This window comes from Pseudomonas sp. A2 (genome assembly GCF_023100865.1).
Classification (GTDB): Bacteria; Pseudomonadota; Gammaproteobacteria; order Pseudomonadales; family Pseudomonadaceae; genus Aquipseudomonas; species Aquipseudomonas asiatica.
The window spans coordinates 5639305-5664030 of sequence record NZ_CP039127.1; the positions used below are offsets into that span (position 1 = coordinate 5639305).

A 24726-nucleotide genomic window follows, 5' to 3' on the forward strand; every position below is an offset into this window, starting at 1 on the left:
GGCCCGATCAGGCGCCGACGAGTGCCGGTTGGCCTTCATTCTCCGGATGCAACGGCAACAGCGGCGAATGCGGGTCGTTCTTGATCGACGCACGCCACACGTCGATCCACGCCGCATTGTGCTCGGCCCAGACCTGCTCGTGCAGGCGGGTCAGCGCCACCGGGTCGCTGAGCAGGGCCAGGCGGGTATTGAGGTCCAGCCCTTTCGGCCCTACCTCCATCGCCTTGGCCACACGCTCGGCGCGCAGTGCCTCGATCGGCGCTGCCTGACCATGACGGGCAGTGGCCATGGCACAGGCCAGGGCGTTCTGCCGCGGGTCGACCACAGCCCGTACGAAGCCGTCATGCAGGGCATGCCAGCGGTTTTCGTGGGTGTACTGGTCGGTGGCCAGCAGCTCTTGCGGGGTGGCATATTCCTCGGGGATGAGGAACAGCTTCTCGTCCTTGGCGGCAAGGCCCAGGCGGGTACGGCTGGAGATCACCGAAACCGGGATCGACAGCACCAGCGAACCAACGATTGGCGCCAGCCACCACAGGAAGCTCGGGTTCAGCCAGGCGACCAGCGCCGCCCAGGCGATGCCCAGCAGGGTCTGCGGGCCGTGGCGGCGCACCGCTTCACTCCACGGCGTGGAGTCGTCGTCACGCTGCGGCGAGTTCCAGGTGGCGGCCCAGCCGAGGAACGCGGCCAGCACGAAGCGGGTGTGGAAGATCATGCGCACCGGCGCCAGCAGCATGGAGAACAGCATCTCCATCAGCATCGACAGGGTGACCTTGATGCGCCCGCCAAACTCGGTCGCGCCCTTGGCCCAGATCAGAATGACGCTGAGCAGCTTGGGCAGGAACAGCAGCACGATGGTGGTGGAGAACAGCGCCACGGCCTTCTCCGGGTGCCACTGCGGCCACAGCGGGTAGAGCTGGTACGGCTCGATGAAGTACTGCGGCTCCATCAGCGTGTTGGTGGCCAGCAGCGCGGTCGACAGCACCAGGAACAGGAACCACAGCGGTGCCGACAGGTACGACATCACCCCGGTGAGGAACACCGCACGGTGCACCGGGTGCATGCCCTTGACCAGGAACAGGCGGAAGTTCATCAGGTTGCCGTGGCACCAGCGGCGGTCGCGCTTGAGCTCATCGAGCAGGTTCGGCGGCAGTTCTTCGTAGCTGCCCGGCAGGTCGTAGGCAATCCACACGCCCCAGCCGGCACGGCGCATCAGCGCGGCTTCGACGAAGTCGTGGGAGAGGATTGCACCGGCGAACGCACCCTTGCCCGGCAACGGCGCCAGGGCGCAGTGCTCGATGAACGGCTTCATGCGGATGATCGCGTTGTGGCCCCAGTAGTGCGACTCGCCCAGCTGCCAGAAGTGCAGGCCAGCGGTGAACAGCGGGCCGTACACGCGGGTGGCGAACTGCTGCAGGCGCGCATACAGGGTGTCCATGCCCGAGGCCTTCGGCCCGGTCTGGATGATACCGGCGTCCGGGTTGGCCTCCATCAGGCGCACCAGGCTGCTCAGGCACTCGCCGCTCATGACGCTGTCGGCGTCGAGTACGACCATGTACTTGTATTCGCCGCCCCAACGACGGCAGAAGTCGTCGAGGTTGCCACTCTTGCGCTTCACCCGGCGCCGACGACGGCGGTAGAAGATGCGGCCGAAGCCTTTGGTTTCGCGGCACACATCCAGCCAGGCCTGTTGCTCGGCAACGGCGATGTCGGTGTCGTTGGTGTCGCTGAGCACAAAGAAGTCGAAGCGATCGAGGTTGCCGCTGGCGGCCACCGACTCGAACGTTGCGCGCAGGCCGGCGAACACGCGCGGCACGTCTTCGTTGCAGATCGGCATCACCAGCGCGGTACGCGCCTCGGGCGCGATCGGCTCGTTGCCTGCACTGCTACCCGAAATCTTGTACTTGTCACGCCCGGTGAGCAGCTCGAGGAAGCCCATCAGCGCGGTCCAGAAGCCCGCCGATACCCAGCAGAACAGGATGCCGAAGAGAACCAGGATGGACGTCTGCAAGGCATACGGCCAAACCTGCACCACGGTGTCCCACAGCGGCTGGTTGACGACTTCGTCAAAGTCCACGAACGACCAGCCCTGGTACGGCAGGATGCCCTTCATGTACCAGCCGGCAACGATGGTCTGGCCGATCATCAGCGCCAGCAGGATGTAACGGCGGATCGAGCCGACCGTACGCCAGCGGGCTGGTGGCAGCTCGCGCTTGGGCGGCTGCGGGGCGTTGGTGCGGCCAGTCATGCGCCGCCACATGCGGATCAGCACGTTGGTACGCCATGGCTCGGGCACGACCTTGGTGCGCTTGATCGGCGGGGCGATCTTCAGGCACAAGCGGCCGCTGCCGTCGACGCCAAGCATTTCGGCGTCTTCCAGCTCGGCGGCGCTGCCTACGGTCAGGCGCGGGCCCACCGAGGCCTGTACGGCCTCGGTAGAGCTGGCGGCCGGGTTGGCCGCCAGGCGTTGGTGCAGCTCACTGAATGACGTGCAGCTGGCGAGTTCCGCCCGTTGCTCGTCGCTCAGTGGTAGGTGGGCCAGGTACTCGCGAAGCGATTCCGGCCTTGCGCTTGAGTTACTCATCGGCAGGCAACTGATAGCTCCAGGTCTCGGTCAGCACCTTCTCGGTGGTGGCCGGGGTCCCGTTGGTGGGCGCCGCATCGGCGGCAGGTTGTTCGGCCTTGGCGGCTTTCTCGGCCTTGGCTTGCTTGGCTGCAGCCTTGTCCTGCTTGGCGTCCTTGGCAGGCTTGGCGGCTTCGACCGGCACGTCACGCACCAGCGCGGCACGCATTTCGGTCGATTTGTTGGCTTCCTTGACCTTCAAACGCAGGGTCAGGCGCCAGCCCTTGGTCTCAGGGTTATAGCGCAGGTTGTTCTCGACCACCTCGGCGTTGTCGCCCACGCTGATCTGGCTGCGCACGGCGGTGTCTTCCGGCAGGGCGGCCAGCGCCGGGCCGGCGAAGTCGACCAGGAAGGCCACGCTGCCGTCTGGCTGGCGGATCAGGTTGGACTGCTTGACGTCGCCGGTGGAACGCAGGGTCTGCTTGACCCAGCCCAGCTCGGGAGCCTGGAACTTCGGCTCGTCGATGGTCCAGTGCAGGCGGTAGGCGTACTCGAATGGCTTGCCTGGCTCAGGCAGCTTTTCCGGGCTCCAGAAGGCCACGATGTTGTCATTGGTCTCGTCGGCAGTCGGGATTTCGACCAGGTCGACGGTGCCCTTGCCCCAGTCCCCTTTCGGCTCGATCCAGGCGCTCGGGCGCTTCTGGTAGTTGTCGTCGAGGTCTTCGTAGTCGCTGAAGGCGCGCTGGCGCTGCATCAGGCCGAAACCACGCGGGTTCTCGACGCTGAAGTTGCTCACGGCCAGGTGTTTCGGGTTGTTCAGCGGGCGCCACAGCCATTCACCGTTGCCGGCATGGATCGACAGGCCTTCGGAGTCGTGCAGGGCCGGGCGGTAGTTGAGGACCTTGGACGGCTGGTTGGGGCCGAACAGGTACATGCTGGTCAGCGGGGCAATGCCCAGGCGGCTGACATGGTCACGCAGGAACACGCGGGACTGCACGTCGACCACGGTATCGTTGCCTGGGCGCAGGGTCAGCTTGTAGGCGCCGGTGGAACGCGGCGAGTCCAGCAGGGCGTAGATGACCAGGTGCTTGTCGGCCGGCTTTGGCTTCTCGACCCAGAACTCGGTGAAGCGCGGGAACTCCTCGCCCGACGGCAGTGCGGTGTCGATGGCCAGGCCACGGGCCGACAGGCCATATACATGGCCCTTGCCGACCACGCGGAAGTAGCTGGCGCCAAGCAGGGTCATGATCTCGTCCTGCTTGTCGGCCTTGTTGATCGGGTACAACACGCGGAAACCGGCGTAACCCAGGTTCTTGGTGGTTTCCGGGTCGTGTGGCACGTCACCGAACTCGAAACGGCTCGGGTCGTACTTGATTTCCTCGACCTTGGTGGCGGTGACCTCGTTGATCTTCACCGGGGTATCGAAGTGCATGCCCTGGTGATAGAACGACAGCTTGAACGGGGTCTTGTCCTTGGCCCACTCGGCCTTTTCCTGCAGGAAATGAATCTTCTGGTAGTCCGCGAACTTCATGTCGCGGAATACGGCCGGCAGGTTGCTTTTCGGTGCTTCGTACTTCTGGCCGGCCAGATCCTTTGCCTTGGCTGCAACATCGTCAAGATTGAATGCCCACAGCTGGCCCGCGCTCATCAGGCCGACCAGTGCAACACTGGCCATCAGGGCCTTGCGCAGCCCGGTACCGGGGATTCTTGATGCTTTTTGGGGACTAACAATCACGAGCAACCCTCGCCGAAAACAGATCATGAAACCAACGGCCAGCGACAAATGCCGGGTTGGCGAGCACTGTTCGGACCCCGTGAGGGCGTAATGATTCCCCAAACGGATCCAGACAATACTCGAGTCAGAGTGAAACGAACCTGCGAACGCAGGTCCATGCAGCGCGCGATTATCCAGCAGGTCGCGTGACAACGCATCAGGCTGGAACAACTATTTATCGTACAAAACCCCTTGTTTTCCTGTGAACAAGGGGTTTTTTACACTCACATTTGTAACATAAATGTTACGGGGCCATCATTGACCAGGTGCACCTGCATGTCCGCACCGAATTGCCCGCTTGCCACATCGGTGTGCCGGGCCTTCGCCTGCTGCAAAAGATAGTCGAACAACTCGGCGCCGAGGGCCGGTGGCGCTGCCGTCGAAAAGCTCGGGCGCATGCCGTTGCGGGTGTCTGCCGCCAGGGTGAACTGCGACACCAGCAACAAACCTCCCCCCACATCCTGGAGCGACAGGTTCATCTTGCCCTGCTCGTCGCTGAACACCCGGTAGTTCAACAGCTTGTGCAACAACTTGTCGGCCTGCTCACGGGAATCTTCAGGCTCGACGGCCACCAGCACCAGCAAACCCTGGTCGATGGCACCTACCACCTCCCCCGCTACTTCCACCCGCGCACCACGCACGCGCTGCAGCAGGCCCCTCATGCTTCTTCCAGGGGCAGATCGAGCAGGCGCCGGGCCATCTGGTCGGCGGCACGCACCAGGGCATCGGTGATGCCCGGCTCGGAAGCCGCGTGGCCAGCGTCACGGATCACCTTCAGTTCGCTGTTCGGCCAGGCCTGGTGCAGCGCCCAGGCGTTATCCAACGGGCAGATCACGTCATAGCGGCCATGCACGATCACGGCCGGCAGGTGGGCGATCTTTGGCAGATCGCGGATCAGCTGGTCCGGCTCGAGGAAGGCGTTGTTCATGAAGTAGTGGCATTCGATACGGGCGATCGACAGTGCACGCTGCGGCTCGGAGAAGCGGTCGACCACCAGCGGGTTGGGACGCAGGGTGGCGGTACGGCCTTCCCAGGTGGACCAGGCCTTGGCCGCGTGCATCTGGGCGATTTGGTCGTTGCCGGTCAGGCGCTTGTGGAAGGCCGTGACCAGGTCACCGCGCTCCTCCGGCGGGATCGGCGCGATGTAGTCCTGCCAGTAATCGGGGAACAGGCGGCTGGCGCCTTCCTGGTAGAACCATTGTATTTCCTGGGGCCTGCACAGGAAGATGCCGCGCAGGATCAGGCCATGCACCCGCTCGGGGTGGGTCTGGGCGTAGGCCAGGGCCAGGGTGGAGCCCCACGAGCCGCCGAACAGCACCCACTTGTCGATGCCAAGGTGCTCGCGGATGCGCTCGAGGTCCTCGACCAGGTGCCAGGTGGTGTTGTTCTCCAGGCTTGCGTGCGGCGTGGAGCGGCCACAGCCGCGCTGGTCGAAGGTGATGATGCGGTACAGGGTCGGGTCGAAGTAGCAGCGGCTCTGGGCGTCGCATCCGGCGCCCGGGCCGCCGTGGATGAATACCACCGGCAGACCTTCTGGCGAGCCGCTTTCGTCGACATACAGCACATGCGGCGCTTCCACGGCCAGATCGTGCCGGGCGTAGGGTTTGATCTGCGGGTACAGGGTCTGCATTGCGCACTCCGTGTGAGGATTATTCGGCCGTGGGCCATCATAAACCTGAATTGCGCTTTGAGCACTGCCCGCGCTGATGCCGCCGCACCTCGAGGGCACATATATCTACCTCCAGCAGCTCAGACAGGCCCGCGATAGTCCCTCGCCCCAAATCAAGCAAGGGCTTCGCCATGCCAACTGCAGTCACTGCCGTACCTAGTGTTCATTACGCCACCATCGAGCGCAGAATCCCCACCTGGCTCAAGCAGGCTCCGCCAGAAACCCAGAGCGCGATGCGCAACTGGCATCAAGCCCCTGCCTGGCTGGCGACGGCAATCCAGCAACAACCGGAAGTCGCCAAGGCATGGCAGGAAGAGCACGCACGTCACCGCGAGCACCAGGTGCAGGTGCACAAGCTGTTCGAAAAGCTTCCAACCCTGGAAGCGTACGCCACCAAGACACTCACCGAAGCCATCAAGCAGCGATTCAGGCTTGACCTGGACGTGCGCAACACCTACCTCGTCGATGCCCGCCAGATCGAAACGACCAATGCCATCGACAGCCGCCAGGCCGTCGACCGGGCTACACGCTCGCTGCTGCACTGCGCCTTGCACAACTTCGACCAGGATGCCGCTGCCGAACATGGCATGGACGCGCCCGCCTCCCTGCTCAAGAGGTCGGTCATAGTCGATCACCGGCGCTTCATGGGCACCGTGCCGATCAACAATGCACTGGATATCGCCGCCGAAGATTTCGCCGATTTGTGTCGTACGCTGGATATCGGCGGTAAATACCATCAACAGGTACATGCCATCTACTATCCAGCGGCCACGCCGCCACTCGGCGCGGATGAAGCCGCACTGGCCGTTTATGAAACACTGGGGCGTGCGGAGGTCTCGGCATTCCGGCAATCCCTGCATTTCGCCCGCCTCAAGGGGGATATCAGCGAGGCGCTATATTCCGCCGCTCTTGCCACGCCACTTGACCAGGCGCCATCGCCCTCTTCGCCCGTGACGTTCAGCCTGCTCGACTTGTGGGAAGCCGAGCTGACCGGCGTTGTGCTCATCACCCTGCAAGCTGAAGAGCATCAGGCAGTGGCGCTGTACATCCCCGAAGACAGTACAACCCCCCTCAAGGAATTCGCCAGCCAGGAAGCCATGAACGAAGAGTTGCGCGACAGGCTCCAGGCCGATATCGGCTACCTGGACAGGCACCTCGCCGACCGCGACAAGGCGCCGATAACCACCCGTCTGAAGGACCGGCTAATGCCCCTGGCCTGGAGTGCCCGCGGCCTGCATGAGCGTGTTCCGGACCCGCACGCCACCCTGTATCCGGTCAAAAAGCCTTTCAGCCACGCCTTTCAGGGCGTGATGACGTTCCAGAAGACCCAGCGTCATGAGAAGGATGTGCTGTTCCACGCCACGCCAACCGAAATCGTCGATCGGCGCACCGCCCAAGCCCACCGCGAGCTGATTGCCGGCCGTGTGCTCACGGCCTTGAACATCGCCGGCTTCTTCGTGCCAGGGCTTGGCGAGGCAATGCTTGCTGTTTGCCTGGCCCAGCTGGCCCATGAGGTATATGAAGGGATCGACGCCTGGGAAAACGACGAGCGTGATACTGCCTATGGCTATCTGGTCGATGTGATCGAAAACGTGGCCATCATGGCCGCCCTCAGCGCAGCAGCCAAAGCTTTGAGAGGCTTGCACGGCAGCGAAACCGGCACGTCGCTGGAAGGGCTGGAGATTGAAGAGCCAGAGGATGAGGAGCCAGGGATAACCCGTATTCCGGTAGAAACGCCTTCATTCATCGAAGAACTGGAAGACGTGGAAACATCCGATGGTCAGACGCGGTTGTGGAAACCCGACCTCACGCCCTACCAGAGTCACGAGACGCTGCCCCATGACCTGGTACCGGACGAACTGGGCCTACGGCATCACCAAGGCAAACGCTGGCTGGTACTGCAAGACAATCAGTACATCGTCAGCCAAACGCCAACGACTGGCGAATATCGTTTGCAACACCCTGCAAGTCCTCGCCGTTACCAGCCGCCAGTGCGGCACAATGGTGCCGGAGCATGGTTGCACGTTACGGATAAGCCACTGAGTTGGTCGGGCATGACACTCCTGCGCCGCATCGGCCACTTGAGTGGGCACTTCGACGAGCCGACGCTGCAACGGATTATCGCCGTCAGCGGCGTACACGAAGACGAGCTGCGCCGGGCCCTGGCCGAAAGCCAGCGGCTGCCGGCCTTGCTGGAAGACACCCTGCAACGCTTCAAGCTGGACGAAACGGTCCGCCGGCTGGCGGACGAGAGCACTCGGCCCGCTGAGTTCGCCAGGGCCTACGCCAGCCTTTCGCGCGACCTGGCGCCGGGCGCCGAGGCCATCCAGAGGGCGTATCCAAAATTGCCGTCAGCAGTCGCCAGTGAGCTGGCGCGCGAGGCCAGTGCCAACGAACTGCAGATACTCGACAACGGCAAGGTACCACTGCGCCTTGCCGAAGAGGCCCGCATCTACCAGCAACAAATTCGCCTTGCCCGCGCCTGCGAAGGGCTGTACCTGGCCAGCGTGCCGAACTGGGATAGCGACCTGTTGATCGTGCATACGCTCGAACGCTTGCCAGGCTGGCCTGCACAGACCAGGCTCCGGCTGCTCCAGCGCATGTCCTGGCCGACCCAGGATCATGCCATAGGCACACTGGACACCCGCCCATTCAAGACCATCACCCATGCCCAGGCAGGGTACATCGTCCACGACGAAAGCCTGCCCAGCGCGGCGGTCAAGGTGTATTCAAGCCTTTACGCTGCATTGTACGAGGCACTGCCAGCGGCCATGGCAAGCATCGACGTCGCCGATCAGCAAGCGCTGCAGCGTCTTGTACAGGGAAGCCCGTTGCTGCCCCGCCCGGCCTTGAGGGTGCTGCTGGGCATGCAGCCCGTACGCCCAGGCTACCGTTCTCCCATGCGCCTGGCCGATGGCCGCCTGGGCTACCCACTCAGTGGTGGCGGCCCGGCCACCCATGGCATCACCCGCCAGCAGCTGTTCGAAGCTATCGAAGCCACAGGGCTCGCCGCACGCACCGGCCGCTCGGCGGATCAGATTCTGCTGGCACTTGCCAGCCGCGGCCGCACACAGCTGCAGATATTCGAACATTTGCAGACGCTGCTGGAGCAACGCAACGAGCTGCAAAGCAGCCTGGACGATTGGAGCGAAGCCATTTCGCCGGCAAGCGACCAGGCAGCACAGGACTACGACAGCCTGCGTGACTCGATCATGCAACATTGGTACGACACTGCGCTGGACGAGAGCACCGGGCCCACCACAGAACTGCGTATCGCCCGCGTCCCCCTTGCCGACGTGCCCCTCACCTTGCCCGCTTTTTTCAACGCACGCGTGCGCAGCCTGAGCCTGATCGACTTACCGTCAGGGTCCTTGGCGGGCTGGGCGCAAAACGAGCGCCTGCTGCAACGCCTGCTCAGGCAGATGCCGCAGATCGAGTCGCTGGAAATCAGCCGTCCGTTTGACCCCAGGGCAACGCCCTCGCCCTTCCTGTTCAGCGTGCCCACCATCACCGAGTGCCTGCCAGGGTTGCAACGACTGGTGCTCACCAACCAGAACATGACGCTCTCCGAAAGCGACCTGAACCTGCTGTCAGGGCTTCGCCAATTGAGATACCTCGACCTGAGTGGTAACCGGCTGGCGCAGAGCAACAGGCCAAGCTTCCATGAATTGACCCTGGATTACCTGGGCCTGGACCAGATGCAATTGGCCCAATGGCCGATCGGGATTGGCAGCGACGCCCTGGCGCGCATTGCCCACCTGTCATTGCGCCACAACAATCTCAGGTCGTTGCCCACGTTCCTGCTTCATGAAGCGGACATGCTGACCACGCCACCGGTGATCTCGCTGGAAGGCAACAGCATCAATCAATCCCACCTGCAGCGCTTGTTGCTGAACGAGCACGTCGACACCTCGGGTATCACCACGGACCAGCCAGCAGCACTTTCCGAACAGCTCGCACGCATTCGCGATGAGCGACGGCAGATGCGCGATGCGATCGATGGCTGGGCCCAGGCATCCAGTTCGAGCAACCCATTGACCCAGGCCGCACTGGCGGACAGGCAACGTATCGCGTCAGCGATCGATCAATTCTGGGAACAGCAGGAGCAGGGCCAGTCATACCTGCGCCTGCAACTCGAGGACGTGGCCATCGAGCATTTCCCCAGGCGGCTTCCAGCGTTCTTCGGCGCCCGCGTACGTGCACTCAGCCTGACGCGGTTGCGAGGCAGCACCTCACAGCTCGATGAATTACTCAGCCGGTTCCCTAACATCAGCCGGCTGACCATCGATGCACACCAGGCCGCCATGCCCTCGCTGGCATCCGCCCTGGCTCGCCTTCCCCAACTCACCTACCTGGAGTTTCGCAACATGGGTCTGGAGGTCGACCAGGCCATGATGGACATTTTCGCAGGGCTGCGAAACCTGACCTCGCTGGACCTGTCGGGCAACCGGGCAGGCAGCATCGACCATGTGCCCGCATCGCTGGCCGGCAACCTGCAGTCACTCGCATTGACCAACATGAACCTGCAAGCCTGGCCCAGCTGGTGTGACAGTTTGCTGCCACTGGAACTTCTGGACCTGAGCTCGAACAACATCACCCAGTTGCCCGAGCACATCCTGACGAACCTGAACAATCCCATGCCAATCTCGTCGATCGCCTTGTTCGACAACCCACTGCCTCTTGAAACCATCCTGCGGGTACGCACCTTCTCGGACAGCCAGCACAGCTATTCCTTTGCCCTGGATATCCCCGACGACCTGATGTTCTTCGATTCTTCCAGCGAAGGGTCTCTCGACCACCCTCACTTCCCACTGCTGGGCGATGATACGCCCAAGCTGGAGGACTGGATGCTGGGTAGCGAAGCACAGAATGCCGCATTGCAGGACTGCTGGGAGCGGCTCGAAGGCAGTGATCTGTTGCGTCTGGCGGGCCGTTTGCACAATGCCGCCCCATACGTTGACCCGAATACGCGAGCCACCTTCTGCGAACGGGTGCGCTTGATGCTGGTGGTGGCTGCAAGCAACGAAAGCGAACGCCCGATCATGGAGAGCATCGCCGCAGCGGCATTGCCAGACCCGGTAACCGGCTCGCAGACCTGCCATGACGGAGCGCTGCAGGAGTTCAACAATATTGAACTGTACCTGATGAGCCAACGCCTGTTGGTCGACGCCGGCGATTCCCTGCAAGCACTGCGTCGTCGCCTGTTGCAGCTTTTCCGGATCGAACAGCTGGAGCTGCTGGCCAACCAACGGACCGGCTCGGGTGACCTGGTCTCGGTACGCCTGGCCTACCGCCGGGAACTGGCCAGGGAACTGGACCTGCCGATCGCCGACAGCATGCGTTTTCGAGGTGCTGCGAACCTGGCGCGCGATGAGCTATCCAGTGTGCTGGAAAAGGTCCGGAAAAGTGAACTGAGCGATGCACTGGTCGACTACATGCTGGCGAATACGGACTGGACCACGCGCCTGCGCGCCGAGTGTGCCGACCGCTTCGCCGAAATAGACGCACGCTTCCGCCTGCGGGTGCTCGAGCTGGCCAGCAAGGACCACTCGCTTCAGGACGAGTTGAACTTGCAGCAAGGCCTGCAAGATGACAAGGACCAGGAAGAGAAGGAGCTACTGCGCGAACTTACCATCAAGCAGATCAACAACAACTGACCCGTAGTGACTGGCGACGCGCATGGCCTGCATCGCGTCGCCATTCTTACTGGCGAACTTCACCGCCCGTAATGCGCCTTGCCCCAGTCCAGCACTGCCTGCAGAAGCTGCTTCAACACCTCCTGTGTCGGCCGTGCCAGGTCTTCGCGGTAATCGAACGGCTCGGTCTCTTCCATATAGGTGCTCTGCGCCAGCTCCAGCTGCACCGCATGGATGTGGTTGGCCGGATCGCCGTAATGCCGGGTGATATGCCCGCCCTTGAAGCGGCCATTGAGCACATGGCTGTAGCCTTGGGCCTGGGCGCACACCTCTTTCAGCCGTTCGGCCAGAGCCGGGTCGCAGCTGGCGCCGTTGAAAGTACCCAGGTTGAAGTCCGGCAGCTTGCCGTCGAACAGGTGCGGGATCAGCGAACGGATCGAATGGGCGTCCCACAGCAGGGCGTAGCCGAACTGCTCGCGCAGCCGCGCCAGCTCGCGACGAATCGTGTCGTGGTAGGGGCGCCAGATCTGCTCCAGATACTGCTTGCGCTCCTCGCCTGTCGGCACCAGCCCGTCCTTGAACAATGGCTCGCCATCGAACAGCGTGGCCGGGTACAGGCCGGTGGTGGCACCAACGTACAGTGGCTTGTCGTCATCCGGCCGGTTCAGGTCGATGACGAAGCGGGAATACTCCGCCGCCACCACGCTGGCGCCCATGTCACGGGCAAAGTCATACAACTGTGGAATATGCCAGTCGGTGTCCGGCAGGCTGCGCGCCTGGTCGACCAGGCCGTCTCGTACCGCCGGCGACAGTTGCAGGCCGGCATGGGGCATGCTGATCAGCAGCGGCAGGCGCCCCTGGTGAAAACTCAGTACCTTGTCCATCGTGCCTCACTCAGTTGGAAATCTCGTGGCCCTTGCGCACCACGCGCTTGGGCAGGTCGCCGCCCAGCCAGTAGGCCAGGTCGGCGGGGCGTTCGATCTGCCAGGCGACGAAGTCGGCGACCTTGCCCACTTCCAGCGAGCCGTGGCTGTCGCCCAGGCCCAGCGCCGTGGCGGCGTGCACGGTGACGCCGGCCAGGGCTTCTTCCGGGGTCATGCGGAAGCAGGTGCAGCCCATGTTCAGCATCAGCCGAAGCGACAACCCTGGCGAGGTGCCGGGATTGAGGTCGCTGGCCAGGGCGATCTTCACGCCGTGGCGGCGCAGGGCGTCCATCGGCGGCAGCTGGGTTTCGCGCAGGAAGTAGAACGCGCCCGGCAGCAGCACGGCGACCGTGCCGGCTTTTGCCATGGCAAGGGCGTCGTCCTCGGTCATGAACTCCAGGTGGTCGGCCGACAGCGCCTGGTAGCGCGCCGCCAGGCTGGAACCGTGCAGCGACGACAACTGTTCGGCGTGCAGCTTGACCGGCAGGCCCAGTTCGCGCGCCTTGATGAACAGCCGCTCGACCTGGGCCGGGGAGAACGCCAGGTGTTCGCAGAAGGCATCCACTGCGTCCACCAGGCCTTCGGCGGCCAGGGCCGGCAGCATTTCATCGCAGATGTGCGCGATGTAGTCATCAGCCCGGCCGACGTATTCCGGCGGCAAGGCATGGGCTGCCAGACAGGTGGCGCGCACCGCCAGGGGCAACTCGTCGGCCAGGCGCCGGGCCACACGCAGCATCTTGCGCTCGTTGGCCAGGTCCAGGCCGTAGCCGGACTTGATCTCGATGGTGGTCACGCCATCGCGCATCAGCGCCTGGACCCGCTGGCGAGCACTGGCGAACAGCTCGTCCTCGCTGGCCGCGCGGGTGGCCCGCACGGTGCTGGCGATACCACCGCCCTGTGCGGCGATTTCGGCATAGCTCACACCCTGCAGGCGCTGCTCGAACTCGCCGCTGCGGTTGCCACCGAACACCGCGTGGGTGTGGCAGTCGATCAGCCCCGGGGTAACCCAGGCGCCGCCCAGGTCCACCGTACGTTCGGCCTCGACCGACGCCAGCTCGACGCGTGGGCCGATCCACTCGATCAGCCCGGCGTTGGTGACAATGGCCGCGTCCTCGATGGCCGAGTAACGGCCCTCGGCCATGGTTGCCACATGGCAGTGCTGCCAGACGGTTCTCATACATCGACTCCTTTACTTAGCGGTGCAGCTCGGCCGGTTCCGCTACTGGCTTGCCCTGCCCTGCGCGCGGCTTGCACCACAGCAGGTAGGACGCCACCAGGAACACCACCCAGACCACGCCGACGAGCAGTGCCGCCTGGGTATCCGGGAAGTAACCGAGCACGCCAAAGATGAACACCATGAACGCAATGGCCATGGCTGGGCCGTATGGCCAGAATGGTACCGGGAACTGCAGCTGGGCCACTTGTTCACGGCTCATGCTGCGGCGCATGGCCACCTGGGTGAGCAGGATCATCAGCCACACCCACACGGTAGCGAAGGTGGCGATCGAGGCGATCAGCAGGAACACGTTCTCCGGGATCAGGTAGTTGAGCAGCACGCCGATCAGCAGCGCAGCACCCATCACCACCACGGTCATCCACGGCACGCCGTGCTTCGACAGCTTGCTGAAGCCGCGCGGTGCGTGGCCTTGCTGGGCCAGGCCGTACATCATGCGGCCGGCGCCGAAGATGTCGCTGTTGATGGCCGAGATCGCGGCAGAAATCACCACGATGTTCAGCAGCGCGGCGGCAGAGCCGATGCCCAGGTTACTGAAGATCTGCACGAACGGGCTGCCCTGGCTGCCGATCTGCGGCCATGGGAACAGGCACATCAGCACGAACAGGGTAAGCACGTAGAACAGCAGGATGCGCAGCGGCACGGCGTTGATCGCCTTGGGGATGACCCGCTGCGGGTCCTTGGCCTCACCGGCGGTGACGCCGATGATCTCGATGCCGCCGAACGCGAACATCACCACGGCAAAGGAAGCGATCAGGCCACCCACGCCATTGGGCATGAAGCCGCCGTGGTCGAACAGGTTGCTGACACCCACTGCCTGCCCGGTGCCTACCTGGCTGAAGCCGAAGGCCATGATGCCGAGGCCGGCCAGGATCATCGCCACGATGGCGCCGACCTTGAGCAGCGACAGCCAGAATTCCATTTCGCCAAAGACCTTGACGTTGCACAGGTTGAGGCCGCCGATCAGGAAGACGATGCCCAGCACCCAGATCCAGCGGGCCACTTCCGGGAACCAGAAGCCCATGTAGATACCGAAGGCGGTGACGTCGGCGATGGCGACGATGACCATCTCGAAAGCGTAGGTCCAGCCGAGGATGAAGCCGGCCATGGGGCCGAGGTAGGTGCTGGCGTAGTGGCCGAACGAACCGGCGACCGGGTTGTGCACAGCCATTTCGCCGAGGGCGCGCATGACCATGAACACGGCAGCGCCGCCGATCAGGTAGGCCAGCAGCACCGCCGGGCCGGCCATCTGGATGGCCGAGGCGGAGCCGTAGAACAGGCCGGTGCCGATGGCAGAACCGAGGGCCATGAAGCGGATGTGGCGGGCACTTAGCCCGCGTTTTAGACCTTGAGCTTGTTGCATGTCACGTCCTTAAATTGTTTTTGTGGTCGTGAGATCGAGGGGGGCTGCCTTGCAGCCCTTTCGCAGCACAAGGCTGCTCCTACAAGGGAGCGCGTCGCCTTTGCAGGAGCAGCCTTGCGCTGCGAATGGGCCGCACAGCGGCCCCTGGGGGCATTACAGGCTTGGCAGCACACCAGCCGGCAGCAGGCCGGTCAGGCGACCCTTGGCCAACAGTTCCACGGCCTTTTCGATGTCGGGCGCGAAGAAGCGGTCACGGTCGTAGTGCGGCACCTCGCTGCGCAGCGCCTGGCGCGCCTGCTCCAGCTTGGCCGAAGTTTTCAGGCCCTTGCGCAGGTCCAGGCCCTGGCAGGCGCCCAGCCATTCGATGGCCAGCACGCCACGGGTGTTTTCGGCCATTTCCCACAGGCGCTTGCCGGCAGCCGGGGCCATCGACACGTGGTCTTCCTGGTTGGCCGAGGTCGGCAGGCTGTCGACACTGTGCGGGTGAGACAGGGCCTTGTTCTCGCTGGCCAGGGCAGCAGCGGTGACCTGGGCGATCATGAAGCCCGAGTTGACCCCGCCGTTTTCCACCAGGAACGGCGGCAGCTGGGACATGTGCTTGTCCATCATCAGCGAGATACGGCGCTCGCTGAGCGAGCCGATTTCAGCGATGGCCAGGGCGATGTTGTCGGCGGCCATGGCCACCGGCTCGGCGTGGAAGTTACCGCCGGAAATCACGTCACCTTCGGCAGCGAACACCAGCGGGTTGTCCGACACGGCGTTGGCTTCGATGCCCAGTACCTCGGCGGCCTGGCGCAGCTGGGTCAGGCAGGCGCCCATGACCTGCGGCTGGCAGCGCAGCGAGTAAGGGTCCTGGACCTTGTCGCAGTTCTTGTGCGACAGCGACACTTCGCTGGAGTCGCCCAGCAGGTCACGGAAGCAGGCAGCGGTGTCGATCTGGCCGCGCTGGCCACGCACTTCGTGAATGCGCGCATCGAATGGCGAGCGCGAGCCCAGTGCGGCTTCGACGCTCAGGCCGCCGCAGGCGATGGCAGCGGCGTACAGGTCCTCGCCCTGGAACAGGCCACGCAGGGCATAGGCGGTGGACGCCTGGGTGCCGTTGAGCAGGGCCAGGCCCTCCTTGGCGGCCAGGGTCAGCGGCTCGAGGCCGGCCACGGCCAGGGCTTCGGTGGCTGGCAGCCACTGGCCCTTGTAGCGGGCCTTGCCTTCACCCAGCAGCACCAGCGACATGTGCGCCAGCGGGGCGAGGTCGCCGGAGGCGCCCACCGAACCCTTCAGCGGGATGTGCGGATAGACTTCGGCGTTGACCAGGGCAATCAGCGCGTCGATGACTTTGCGACGGATGCCGGAGAAACCACGGCTGAGGCTGTTGATCTTCAGCACCATGATCAGCCGCACCAGGTCGTCATCCAGCGGCGCGCCGACACCGGCGGCGTGGGACAGCACCAGCGAGCGCTGCAGGTTTTCCAGGTCGTGGCTGGCGATGCGGGTCGAGGCCAGCAGGCCGAAACCGGTGTTGATGCCGTAGGCGGTACGGTCTTCGGCAATGATCTGCTCGACGCAGGCAACGCTGGCGTCGATGGCCGGCGCGGCGCTGGCGTCCAGTTGCAGGCGCACGGGCGCGGCATGGATGGCGCGCAGCTGGGCCAGGGTCAGGGTGCCGGGCTTGAGGGTCAATTCGGTCACTTCACTACTCCAATCGCGTGGAGCCGCAGGCCCGTTTGTGAGTGCCTGCGTGCTCCTTCTTGTTGTTCAGTATCACCCCTCGTGGGGTGCGATCCAAAGCGTGGCGATCAGCCAGTGATCATCGGCAGGTCCAGGCCCTGCTCCTTGGCGCACTCGATGGCGATGTCGTAACCGGCATCGGCATGACGCATCACACCGGTCCCTGGGTCGTTGGTCAGCACGCGAGCGATACGCGCGGCGGCTTCATCGGTACCGTCGCAGACGATGACCATGCCAGAGTGCTGGGAGAAGCCCATGCCTACGCCACCACCGTGGTGCAGCGAAACCCAGGTAGCACCGCCGGCGGTGTTCAGCAGGGCGTTGAGCAGCGGCCAGTCGGAGACAGCGTCGGAACCGTCGCGCATGGCTTCGGTTTCACGGTTGGGGCTGGACACCGAACCGGAGTCCAGGTGGTCACGACCGATCACGATCGGTGCCGACAGCTCGCCGCTGCGTACCATTTCGTTGAACGCCAGGCCCAGCTTGGCGCGCAGGCCCAGACCAACCCAGCAGATACGTGCTGGCAGGCCCTGGAAGCTGATGCGCTCGCGAGCCATGTCCAGCCAGCGGTGCAGGTGGGCGTCGTCGGGGATCAGTTCCTTGACCTTGGCGTCGGTCTTGTAGATGTCTTCGGCATCACCGGACAGCGCCGCCCAGCGGAACGGGCCGATGCCACGGCAGAACAGCGGGCGGATGTAGGCCGGCACGAAGCCAGGGAAGTCGAAGGCATTGGCCACGCCTTCTTCCTTGGCCATCTGGCGGATGTTGTTGCCGTAGTCGAAGGTCGGAACACCCTGCTTCTGGAAATCGAGCATGGCTTGCACGTGCACGGCCATCGACTGCTTGGCGGCCTTGACCACTGCAGCCGGCTCGGTCTGCGCGCGGTCGCGGTACTGTTCCCAGGTCCAGCCGGCTGGCAGGTAACCGTTCAGCGGGTCGTGGGCGCTGGTCTGGTCGGTGACCATGTCCGGGCGCACGCCACGCTTGACCAGCTCTGGCAGGATTTCGGCAGCGTTGCCGTGCAGGGCGATGGAGATGGCCTTGCCTTCGGCGGTGTACTTGGCGATACGTGCCAGAGCGTCGTCGAGGTCAGTGGCCTGCTCGTCGACGTAACGGGTTTCCAGGCGGAAGTCGATACGGCTCTGCTGGCATTCGATGTTCAGCGAGCAGGCACCGGCCAGGGTGGCGGCCAGTGGCTGGGCGCCGCCCATGCCGCCCAGGCCGGCGGTCAGTACCCACTTGCCTTTCAGGCTGCCGCCGTAATGCTGGCGACCGGCTTCGACGAAGGTTTCGTAGGTGCCCTGGACGATGCCCTGGCTACCGATGTAGATCCAGCTGCCGGCGGTCATCTGGCCGTACATGGCCAGGCCCTTGGCGTCCAGTTCGTTGAAGTGTTCCCAGTTGGCCCAGTGCGGCACCAGGTTGGAGTTGGCGATCAGTACGCGCGGGGCGTTGCTGTGGGTCTTGAACACGCCGACCGGCTTGCCCGACTGCACCAGCAGGGTTTCGTCGTCTTCCAGGCGGGTCAGGGTCTCGACGATCTTGTCGTAGCACGCCCAGTTACGGGCAGCGCGGCCGATACCGCCGTACACCACCAGTTCTTTCGGGTTTTCCGCGACCTGTGGATCGAGGTTGTTCATCAGCATGCGCAGTGGCGCTTCGGTCAGCCAGCTTTTGGCAGTCAGCTTGTTGCCACGTGGGGCACGGATTTCAACGTCACGGTATTTGTTGTTGTCGGTCACGGGAAAGGTCCTCTGCGGTCGTCCGCGGGCGGGTATGTCGTGGTAGATATACAAACACACCTTTACTTGTATGTACAAGCATGGACAACCAAAATAATTGGACTTTTCCGCTGAGCGGCCAAAAAACGCGGGGCCGCTGCGCGGCCCTTTCGCGACACAAGGCCGCTCCTACAGGGGACCGCGCCAGCCAAAGCATGCACGGTGCGTGTAGGAGCGGCCTTGCGTCGCGAAAGGGCTGCGCAGCAGCCCCCCGGCTATCTCAACGTGAAACGAGTTCGATCAGGCAGAACCGCCCCTGCACATCCAACCCCAGCAACTGGTCATTGCCCTCCAGCCGCAGGCAGTCATACAACCCCAACCGCTGCGTCTCGCGCCCGGCAATGCCAACCTCGACCTGGCTGCTGGCAGCGAACAGCAACACCGTCGTCGCTGAACTGTACAAACGGCTGGTGCCATCGAACCACTGCAACCGTGCCCGGTAGCGCTGCGGTGCGTAGATCAGGTTGAAATCGCGGATCGCCCCGCCCAGCAGCTTGCAGCTGACCTGGCTCTCGCCACTGAAGGCAAAGGCATCGAAAGGCAGCAACGGCCGGCTGGCCTGGCCGTCGACCAGCAGGCGCATGCCGTCGCCCTGCAACACGGTGATGATTCGCTGGTAGCCGGCGAAGGCGGAAAAGCCACCGGACTCCTCGATATCGGCAATCGACAAGCGCCAGCCAAAGCCGTCCAGGCCTTCGCCACTGTCGCGGGTGATCTCTTCGGTGAAACCGCCACCGTTCTTCCACGGCATGCGCGGGTAGCCCTGCGCACGCAACAACTGCAGCTGACTCATTTACTGAAACGTCCTTCCAGGCGATGACGGGAACCGGGGTGGATCAGCCGCGCGGCGGTCACCGGCTGGCGGCCGGACCAGGTGCGACGGCGGATCAGCAGGCAGGGCTCGCCCCGCTCGATCTGCAACAGGCGGCATTCTTCCGGCTCGGCCAGGATTGCCTCTACCACGTGCTCACCCTCGGTCAGCGGCGCCACCTGCGACAGGTAGGCGTATGGCGTCTGCCGGGTGAAGTCCTGCTTGAGGTAGTCGGGGGCAATCGCCGCATTGACGTAGCGGTCCTCGATCTGCACCGGCAGGCCGTTCTCGAAATGCACGATCAGCGAGTGGAACACTCGCTGGCCTTCGCGCATGTCCAGGGCCAGGGCCCGCTCGGAACCGGCCGTTTCCTCGGTGAGGGTGATCACCTGGCAGCTATGCTGGTGGCCTCGCGCGGCAATTTCGTCGGCAATGTTGTTGACCTCGAACAGCGCCGAACGCCCCTTGGGCTCGGCCACGAAGGTACCGACCCCTTGCATGCGCACCAGCAGGCCTTCGGCAGTGAGCTCGCGCAGGGCGCGATTGATGGTCATGCGGCTGAAGCCCAGCTCGCTGACCAGTTCGCTCTCCGAGGGTACCCGGTGATGCGGTGGCCAGCTGCCGTTGTCGATCTGCTGGATGATCATCTGTTTGACCCGGGCGTACAGCGGAGCCGGGCCCTCGCCCATCTGGGCAACCAGCGCGGAGACAGGAGGTGTCGGCACGGCGTTGGATCCTTGTGCAAATGGAATGAGCGGTAGCTTGCCGCAGTTTACCCGGCAGGCAAACGCCTGTATATGTATATACAAGTTAACAATAACAGGATTTTTACCGATGTCCGCCTACTTCGCCGAACGCGCCCTGCTGCCCACGGGCTGGGCCAGCCATGTCCGCATCGAGGTCACCAGCGATGGCCATGTGGCCCGCATCGAGTCGGGCGCCTCGGCCAAAGGCGCCGAGCGGCTGGCCGGCCCGCTGCTGCCCGGCATGCCCAATCTGCACTCGCATGCTTTCCAGCGCGCAATGGCAGGGCTGGCGGAAGTCGCCGGCAACCCCAACGACAGTTTCTGGACCTGGCGCGACCTGATGTACCGCCTGGTCGGCCAGATCAGTCCGGAGCAGCTTCAGGTCATCGCCCGCCAGCTGTACATCGAAATGCTCAAGGCCGGCTATACCTCGGTCGCCGAGTTCCACTACGTGCACCATGACCAGGCCGGCAGGGCCTACGCCGACCCGGCCGAACTGTCTCACCGCATCAGTGCGGCTGCAGCCGACAGCGGCATTGGCCTGACCTTGCTGCCGGTGCTTTACAGCCACGCAGGCTTCGGCGGCCAAGCCCCGAATGACGGGCAACGGCGCTTCATAAATTCCACTGAACAGTACCTGCAACTGCAAGCGCAGCTGGCCCCGCTGCTGGCCGCGCAACCCGCGCAGCAACTGGGTCTGTGCTTCCATTCGCTGCGCGCGGTGACGCCCGGGCAGATCGCCGAAGTGCTGGCAGCCAGCGACAAACAGTGCCCGGTGCATATCCATATCGCCGAGCAGCAGAAGGAAGTCGACGACTGCCTGGCCTGGAGCGGACTGCGCCCGTTGCAGTGGTTGTACGAGCATGTGGATGTGGACCCGCGCTGGTGCCTGGTGCACGCAACCCACGCAGAGTCGGATGAAGTCACCGCCATGGCCCGTAGCGGCGCGGTAGCCGGGCTTTGCCTGACCACCGAGGCCAACCTGGGCGACGGGATTTTCCCGGCAGTGGACTATCTGGCACAGGGTGGGCGCATGGGCATTGGATCGGACAGCCATGTGTCGCTGAGCGTTGTGGAGGAACTGCGCTGGCTGGAATACGGCCAGCGGCTGCGCGACCAGCGGCGTAACCGCCTGTATCGCGGCGACCAGCCGATGGTCGGGCGAACGCTGTATGACGCTGCCCTGGCGGGCGGTGCGCAGGCGCTGGGGCAGGCGATCGGGGAACTGGCCGTGGGCAAGCGCGCCGACTGGCTGGTGCTCGATGGGCAGGACCCTTACATCGCCATGGCCGATGGGGATGCGATTCTCAACCGCTGGCTGTTTGCTGGCGGCGATCGGCAGGTGCGGGATGTGATGGTGAATGGGCAGTGGGTGGTGCGCCAGGGGCGGCATGCGCAGGAAGAGCAAAGCGCGCTGGCGTTTGCCGAGGTGTTGCGACAGCTGTTGGGGTGAGTGTATTGGGGCCGCTTTGCGGCCCATCGCGACACAAGGCCGCTCCTACAGGAATGTGCGTTCCCCTGTAGGAGCGGCCTTGTGTCGCGATGGGCTGCAAAGCAGCCCCCAGAAATTCAGTGCATCTTGACGATCTGCTGGTCCGACGCGCGCCAGATCAGCCGGCTGGTGTCATAACCCTGCTGCCGGGCCTTGGACATCAGGTTCTCGCGCTCCCAGGCTGGTAGCGTCGGCGTACGCGACAGCAGCCACAAGTGCTTGCGGTCCGGGCTGCCGACCACCGCCGTGCGATAGCGATCATCCACATACAGAATCCAGTACTCGCCCCTCGCCACCCCTGGCACCAGCTTGGTGAACCAGTTGTCGAACTCGACCCACAACTTGTCGGTATGCCCTGGCTCCTGGATGTTCGCATGCCCTTCGGCGCGCAGCCATTCGTCACCCATGGTGCGGCAGCGGTTGAGCACGCCGAGGCTACCATCGAGCCTGAGGTTGTAGTGCGCTTCGGACTGCTCACAGCCGGTCTGGTAGCGCATTGGCAGGCGCGCCAGTTCGTACCACTTGCCCTGGTAGCGCTTGAGGTCGATGTTGCCCGCGGTTTTCGGCGCCAGCGGGTCGTGCACGGAGCCGGCACAACCGCCCAGCAGCAACGCCAGGCATACCCCCATCAGCAGATACAGGTGCCTCATTTGAGACCCTGCCCTGAATACATGAGCACCTTGTCAGCCGCGTACTGCACACTGATGAAGCTCTTCTCGTCCCCCCAGGTGCAGCTGCTCATCCCCAGCGCACCAGAGCACTCGGTCGGCGTGCCGAGCAACTGCTCGACCTCGGCCTTGTTCATACCGGCCTTGATCTTGGAATAGTTTTCCTGATTGATCTTGCTGCAGGCAGTCAGAACGACGCACAGCGACAACAGGGCGAGGGAACGCAACGACATGAAGGACACTCCTGGAGAGGGGATACAGGCGAGTGGCCTGCAGTGACCTTCGACGGTAAAAACCCTCCCAGGTTCCCTGCTCCCCCTCCTCTACCCCTACGCCATTGGTCGGATGGCCACTACTGTGCGATTAATCACAAAGAATTATCCCGCCCAAACAAAAAGGCCGCCCCTACGTACTGTAGGAGCAGCCTTGTGCTGCGAAAGGGCCGGTAAGGCCAACAGGGATGCATGGGCAGCGAGGGACACTTCGCAGCACAAGGCTGCTCCTACAATGATCCCGACAACCCTGGAATCAGAACCTGGACCCAGGCTCCAGCAAAAAGTCCATCTCTTCGCTGGTACTCGGCCGCTCCAGCACCAGATTGCGGTGCGGGAAGCGCCCGAAACGGGCAATTACCCGCTGGTGCTGCTCGGCATAGTCGAGAAAGCCTTCGAACAACCGGCGGTTGGCTTCGGGTTGCTCGTCCAGCAGCACCTGGTAGCGCTCGACGCACAGGTTCTGCCAGTCCAGCACTTCGGCATGTTCCAGAACCAGCAGCACGAACACCCGCTGTATCGGCAGCAGCTGGTAATCCCAGTTCTTCTGCAAACCCTGCATCGCCACCACCTGGGCACGCCGGTCGCCCTCGAAGGCACGCGGCGTGTCGCGGTAGATCATGCGCGGCAGCTGGTCCAGCAGGATCAGCAGGCCCAGCCAGCCCTGCGGGCTTTGCTGCCACTCGTCGAGCCCACCCGCCAGGGCATGCTCGACCAGCTCGCCAAACAGCGCATGGGCCTCGGCATCATGATGCTTGCCGAACCACAGCGTGCTCTTCTCGTCAGCCACGGCCTGGGGACTGGTGCCCCAACCGAACCACCACTCCAGCAACGGCTGCCAAGGTGCGAGCATGACTTACTCCTTGTGGTAGGCGGTGACGCGCTCGACCTCTTCCTTCGAGCCGAGGATTACCGACACACGTTGGTGCAGGCTTTCTGGCTGGATGTCGAGGATGCGATCGTAACCGTTGGTGGAGGCGCCGCCGGCCTGTTCGATGATGAAGGACATCGGGTTGGCTTCGTACATCAGGCGCAGCTTGCCCGGCTTGCTCGGTTCGCGGGCGTCACGTGGGTACATGAACAGGCCGCCACGGGTCAGGATGCGGTGTACGTCGGCCACCATCGAGGCGATCCAGCGCATGTTGTAGTTTTTCTTCAGCGGGCCGGTCTCGCCTGCCAGCAGTTCGCCCACGTAACGCTGAACCGGGGCTTCCCAGTGGCGCTGGTTGGACATGTTGATGGCGAATTCTGCGGTAGTTTCCGGCACGCGAATGTTTTCGTGGGTGAGGACGAAGCTGCCCAGTTCGCGGTCCAGGGTGAAGCCCTTGACGCCGTTGCCCAGGGTCAGGATCAGCATGGTCTGCGGGCCGTAGATGGCGTAACCGGCGGCGACCTGCTGGGTGCCTGGTTGCAGGAAGGCTTTTTCGTTCAGGGTTTCGTTCTGGCTCAGGTATTCGTTAGGGCAACGCAGTACCGAGAAGATGGTGCCGACCGAAACGTTGACGTCAATGTTGGACGAGCCGTCCAGCGGGTCGAACACCAGCAGGTAGGCGCCTTTCGGGTACTTGCCCGGGATCTGGTAGGCGTTGTCCATTTCTTCGGAAGCCATGCCGGCCAGGTGGCCGCCCCACTCGTTGGCTTCCAGCAGGATATCGTTGGAAATCACGTCCAGTTTCTTCTGGACTTCGCCCTGCACGTTTTCAGTGCCCATGCTGCCCAGCACGCCACCGAGGGCGCCTTTGGACACGTGATGGCTGATTTCCTTGCACGCACGCGCCACCACTTCGATCAGGAAGCGCAGATCGGCAGGGGTATTGTTGCTGCGGGTCTGCTCAATCAGATAGCGACTCAGGGTAACGCGGGACATGTATGGCTCCGAAAGGATTGGGGGATAAAAACCCCCGCAGTTTACAGGGAGAGTTGCAGGCTAGCGAGTGATGAGACTCGCAACGGCTCTCAGACGGCACAATAGGTCGGTAGTTCAGCGCGCGCCAGGCCGGTGGTCTGGTTGTGGGCCCATTCGCGGGCACGCCCGCTCGCACAGGAGTTGCACAACCTTGGAAACCTTGTGC

General features: G+C 63.7%; 17 protein-coding genes. 2 read left to right on the forward strand and 15 right to left on the reverse strand.

Annotated features, from left to right (window positions below):
• Nucleotides 1–7: 7 nt before the first annotated feature.
• From mdoH to pip, 4 genes are all read right to left on the reverse strand, one after another.
• Nucleotides 8–2581: a glucans biosynthesis glucosyltransferase MdoH gene (gene mdoH / locus E5221_RS26085; protein ID WP_085720884.1), complete on the reverse strand. Its 2574-nt coding sequence runs from the start codon at nucleotides 2579–2581 to the stop codon at nucleotides 8–10.
• A complete protein-coding gene (locus tag E5221_RS26090; protein WP_015272100.1) occupies nucleotides 2574–4295 on the reverse strand; it encodes a glucan biosynthesis protein G in 1722 nt (573 codons plus the stop codon). The genes mdoH and E5221_RS26090 overlap by 8 nt, the downstream gene beginning before the upstream one ends.
• Before the next feature lie 263 nt (nucleotides 4296–4558).
• Nucleotides 4559–4996: a D-aminoacyl-tRNA deacylase gene (gene dtd, locus E5221_RS26095; protein WP_247846661.1), complete on the reverse strand. Its 438-nt coding sequence runs from the start codon at nucleotides 4994–4996 to the stop codon at nucleotides 4559–4561.
• Nucleotides 4993–5964, reverse strand: coding sequence for a prolyl aminopeptidase (gene pip / locus E5221_RS26100; RefSeq protein ID WP_013974556.1), 972 nt, complete (start codon nucleotides 5962–5964; stop codon nucleotides 4993–4995). The genes dtd and pip overlap by 4 nt, the downstream gene beginning before the upstream one ends.
• A 170-nt stretch (nucleotides 5965–6134) precedes the next feature.
• On the opposite strand from pip, the gene E5221_RS26105 reads away from it, so the two are divergent.
• Nucleotides 6135–11660, forward strand: coding sequence for a DUF6543 domain-containing protein (locus E5221_RS26105; protein ID WP_247846662.1), 5526 nt, complete (start codon nucleotides 6135–6137; stop codon nucleotides 11658–11660).
• Nucleotides 11661–11719: 59 nt separating this feature from the next.
• On the opposite strand, the gene hutG is transcribed toward E5221_RS26105, so the two are convergent.
• The 7 genes from hutG to hutC form a co-directional block, all read right to left on the reverse strand.
• The gene (hutG, locus tag E5221_RS26110; protein WP_247846663.1) at nucleotides 11720–12523 is read right to left on the reverse strand and encodes an N-formylglutamate deformylase; all 804 of its coding nucleotides are present in this window, start codon (nucleotides 12521–12523) and stop codon (nucleotides 11720–11722) included.
• 10 nt (nucleotides 12524–12533) lie between these two features.
• Complete coding sequence (hutI, locus tag E5221_RS26115; RefSeq protein ID WP_247846664.1) at nucleotides 12534–13739, reverse strand: imidazolonepropionase; 1206 nt, start codon at nucleotides 13737–13739, stop codon at nucleotides 12534–12536.
• 16 nt (nucleotides 13740–13755) lie between these two features.
• Nucleotides 13756–15159 carry an amino acid permease gene (locus E5221_RS26120; protein ID WP_123085579.1) on the reverse strand — a complete coding sequence of 468 codons (1404 nt, stop codon included), beginning with the start codon at nucleotides 15157–15159 and terminating at the stop codon, nucleotides 13756–13758.
• Between the two features lie 153 nt (nucleotides 15160–15312).
• Nucleotides 15313–16845, reverse strand: coding sequence for a histidine ammonia-lyase (gene hutH, locus E5221_RS26125; protein ID WP_003259868.1), 1533 nt, complete (start codon nucleotides 16843–16845; stop codon nucleotides 15313–15315).
• 107 nt (nucleotides 16846–16952) lie between these two features.
• Entirely contained in the window at nucleotides 16953–18626 is a 1674-nt protein-coding gene (gene hutU / locus E5221_RS26130) for a urocanate hydratase (RefSeq protein ID WP_039612503.1), read from the reverse strand.
• Nucleotides 18627–18885: 259 nt separating this feature from the next.
• On the reverse strand, nucleotides 18886–19458 hold the full coding sequence (locus E5221_RS26135; RefSeq protein WP_123085577.1) for a HutD family protein: 573 nt from the start codon (nucleotides 19456–19458) through the stop codon (nucleotides 18886–18888).
• Complete coding sequence (hutC, locus tag E5221_RS26140; RefSeq protein WP_177328633.1) at nucleotides 19455–20165, reverse strand: histidine utilization repressor; 711 nt, start codon at nucleotides 20163–20165, stop codon at nucleotides 19455–19457. Before hutC ends, E5221_RS26135 begins: the two co-directional genes overlap by 4 nt.
• Nucleotides 20166–20310: 145 nt before the next feature.
• On the opposite strand from hutC, the gene E5221_RS26145 reads away from it, so the two are divergent.
• Nucleotides 20311–21675 carry a formimidoylglutamate deiminase gene (locus E5221_RS26145; protein ID WP_247846665.1) on the forward strand — a complete coding sequence of 455 codons (1365 nt, stop codon included), beginning with the start codon at nucleotides 20311–20313 and terminating at the stop codon, nucleotides 21673–21675.
• 116 nt (nucleotides 21676–21791) lie between these two features.
• Here E5221_RS26145 and E5221_RS26150 read toward each other — a convergent pair whose 3' ends face one another.
• The 4 genes from E5221_RS26150 to E5221_RS26165 form a co-directional block, all read right to left on the reverse strand.
• Nucleotides 21792–22364: a lipocalin family protein gene (locus E5221_RS26150; RefSeq protein ID WP_247846666.1), complete on the reverse strand. Its 573-nt coding sequence runs from the start codon at nucleotides 22362–22364 to the stop codon at nucleotides 21792–21794.
• The gene (gene bamE / locus E5221_RS26155) at nucleotides 22361–22615 is read right to left on the reverse strand and encodes an outer membrane protein assembly factor BamE (RefSeq protein WP_003249234.1); all 255 of its coding nucleotides are present in this window, start codon (nucleotides 22613–22615) and stop codon (nucleotides 22361–22363) included. The genes E5221_RS26150 and bamE overlap by 4 nt, the downstream gene beginning before the upstream one ends.
• Before the next feature lie 295 nt (nucleotides 22616–22910).
• The gene (locus E5221_RS26160; protein ID WP_046613482.1) at nucleotides 22911–23507 is read right to left on the reverse strand and encodes a DUF924 family protein; all 597 of its coding nucleotides are present in this window, start codon (nucleotides 23505–23507) and stop codon (nucleotides 22911–22913) included.
• 3 nt (nucleotides 23508–23510) lie between these two features.
• Nucleotides 23511–24521, reverse strand: a complete 1011-nt coding sequence (locus tag E5221_RS26165) for a class 1 fructose-bisphosphatase (RefSeq protein WP_013974568.1) — start codon at nucleotides 24519–24521, stop codon at nucleotides 23511–23513.
• Between the last annotated feature and the right edge of the window lie 205 nt (nucleotides 24522–24726).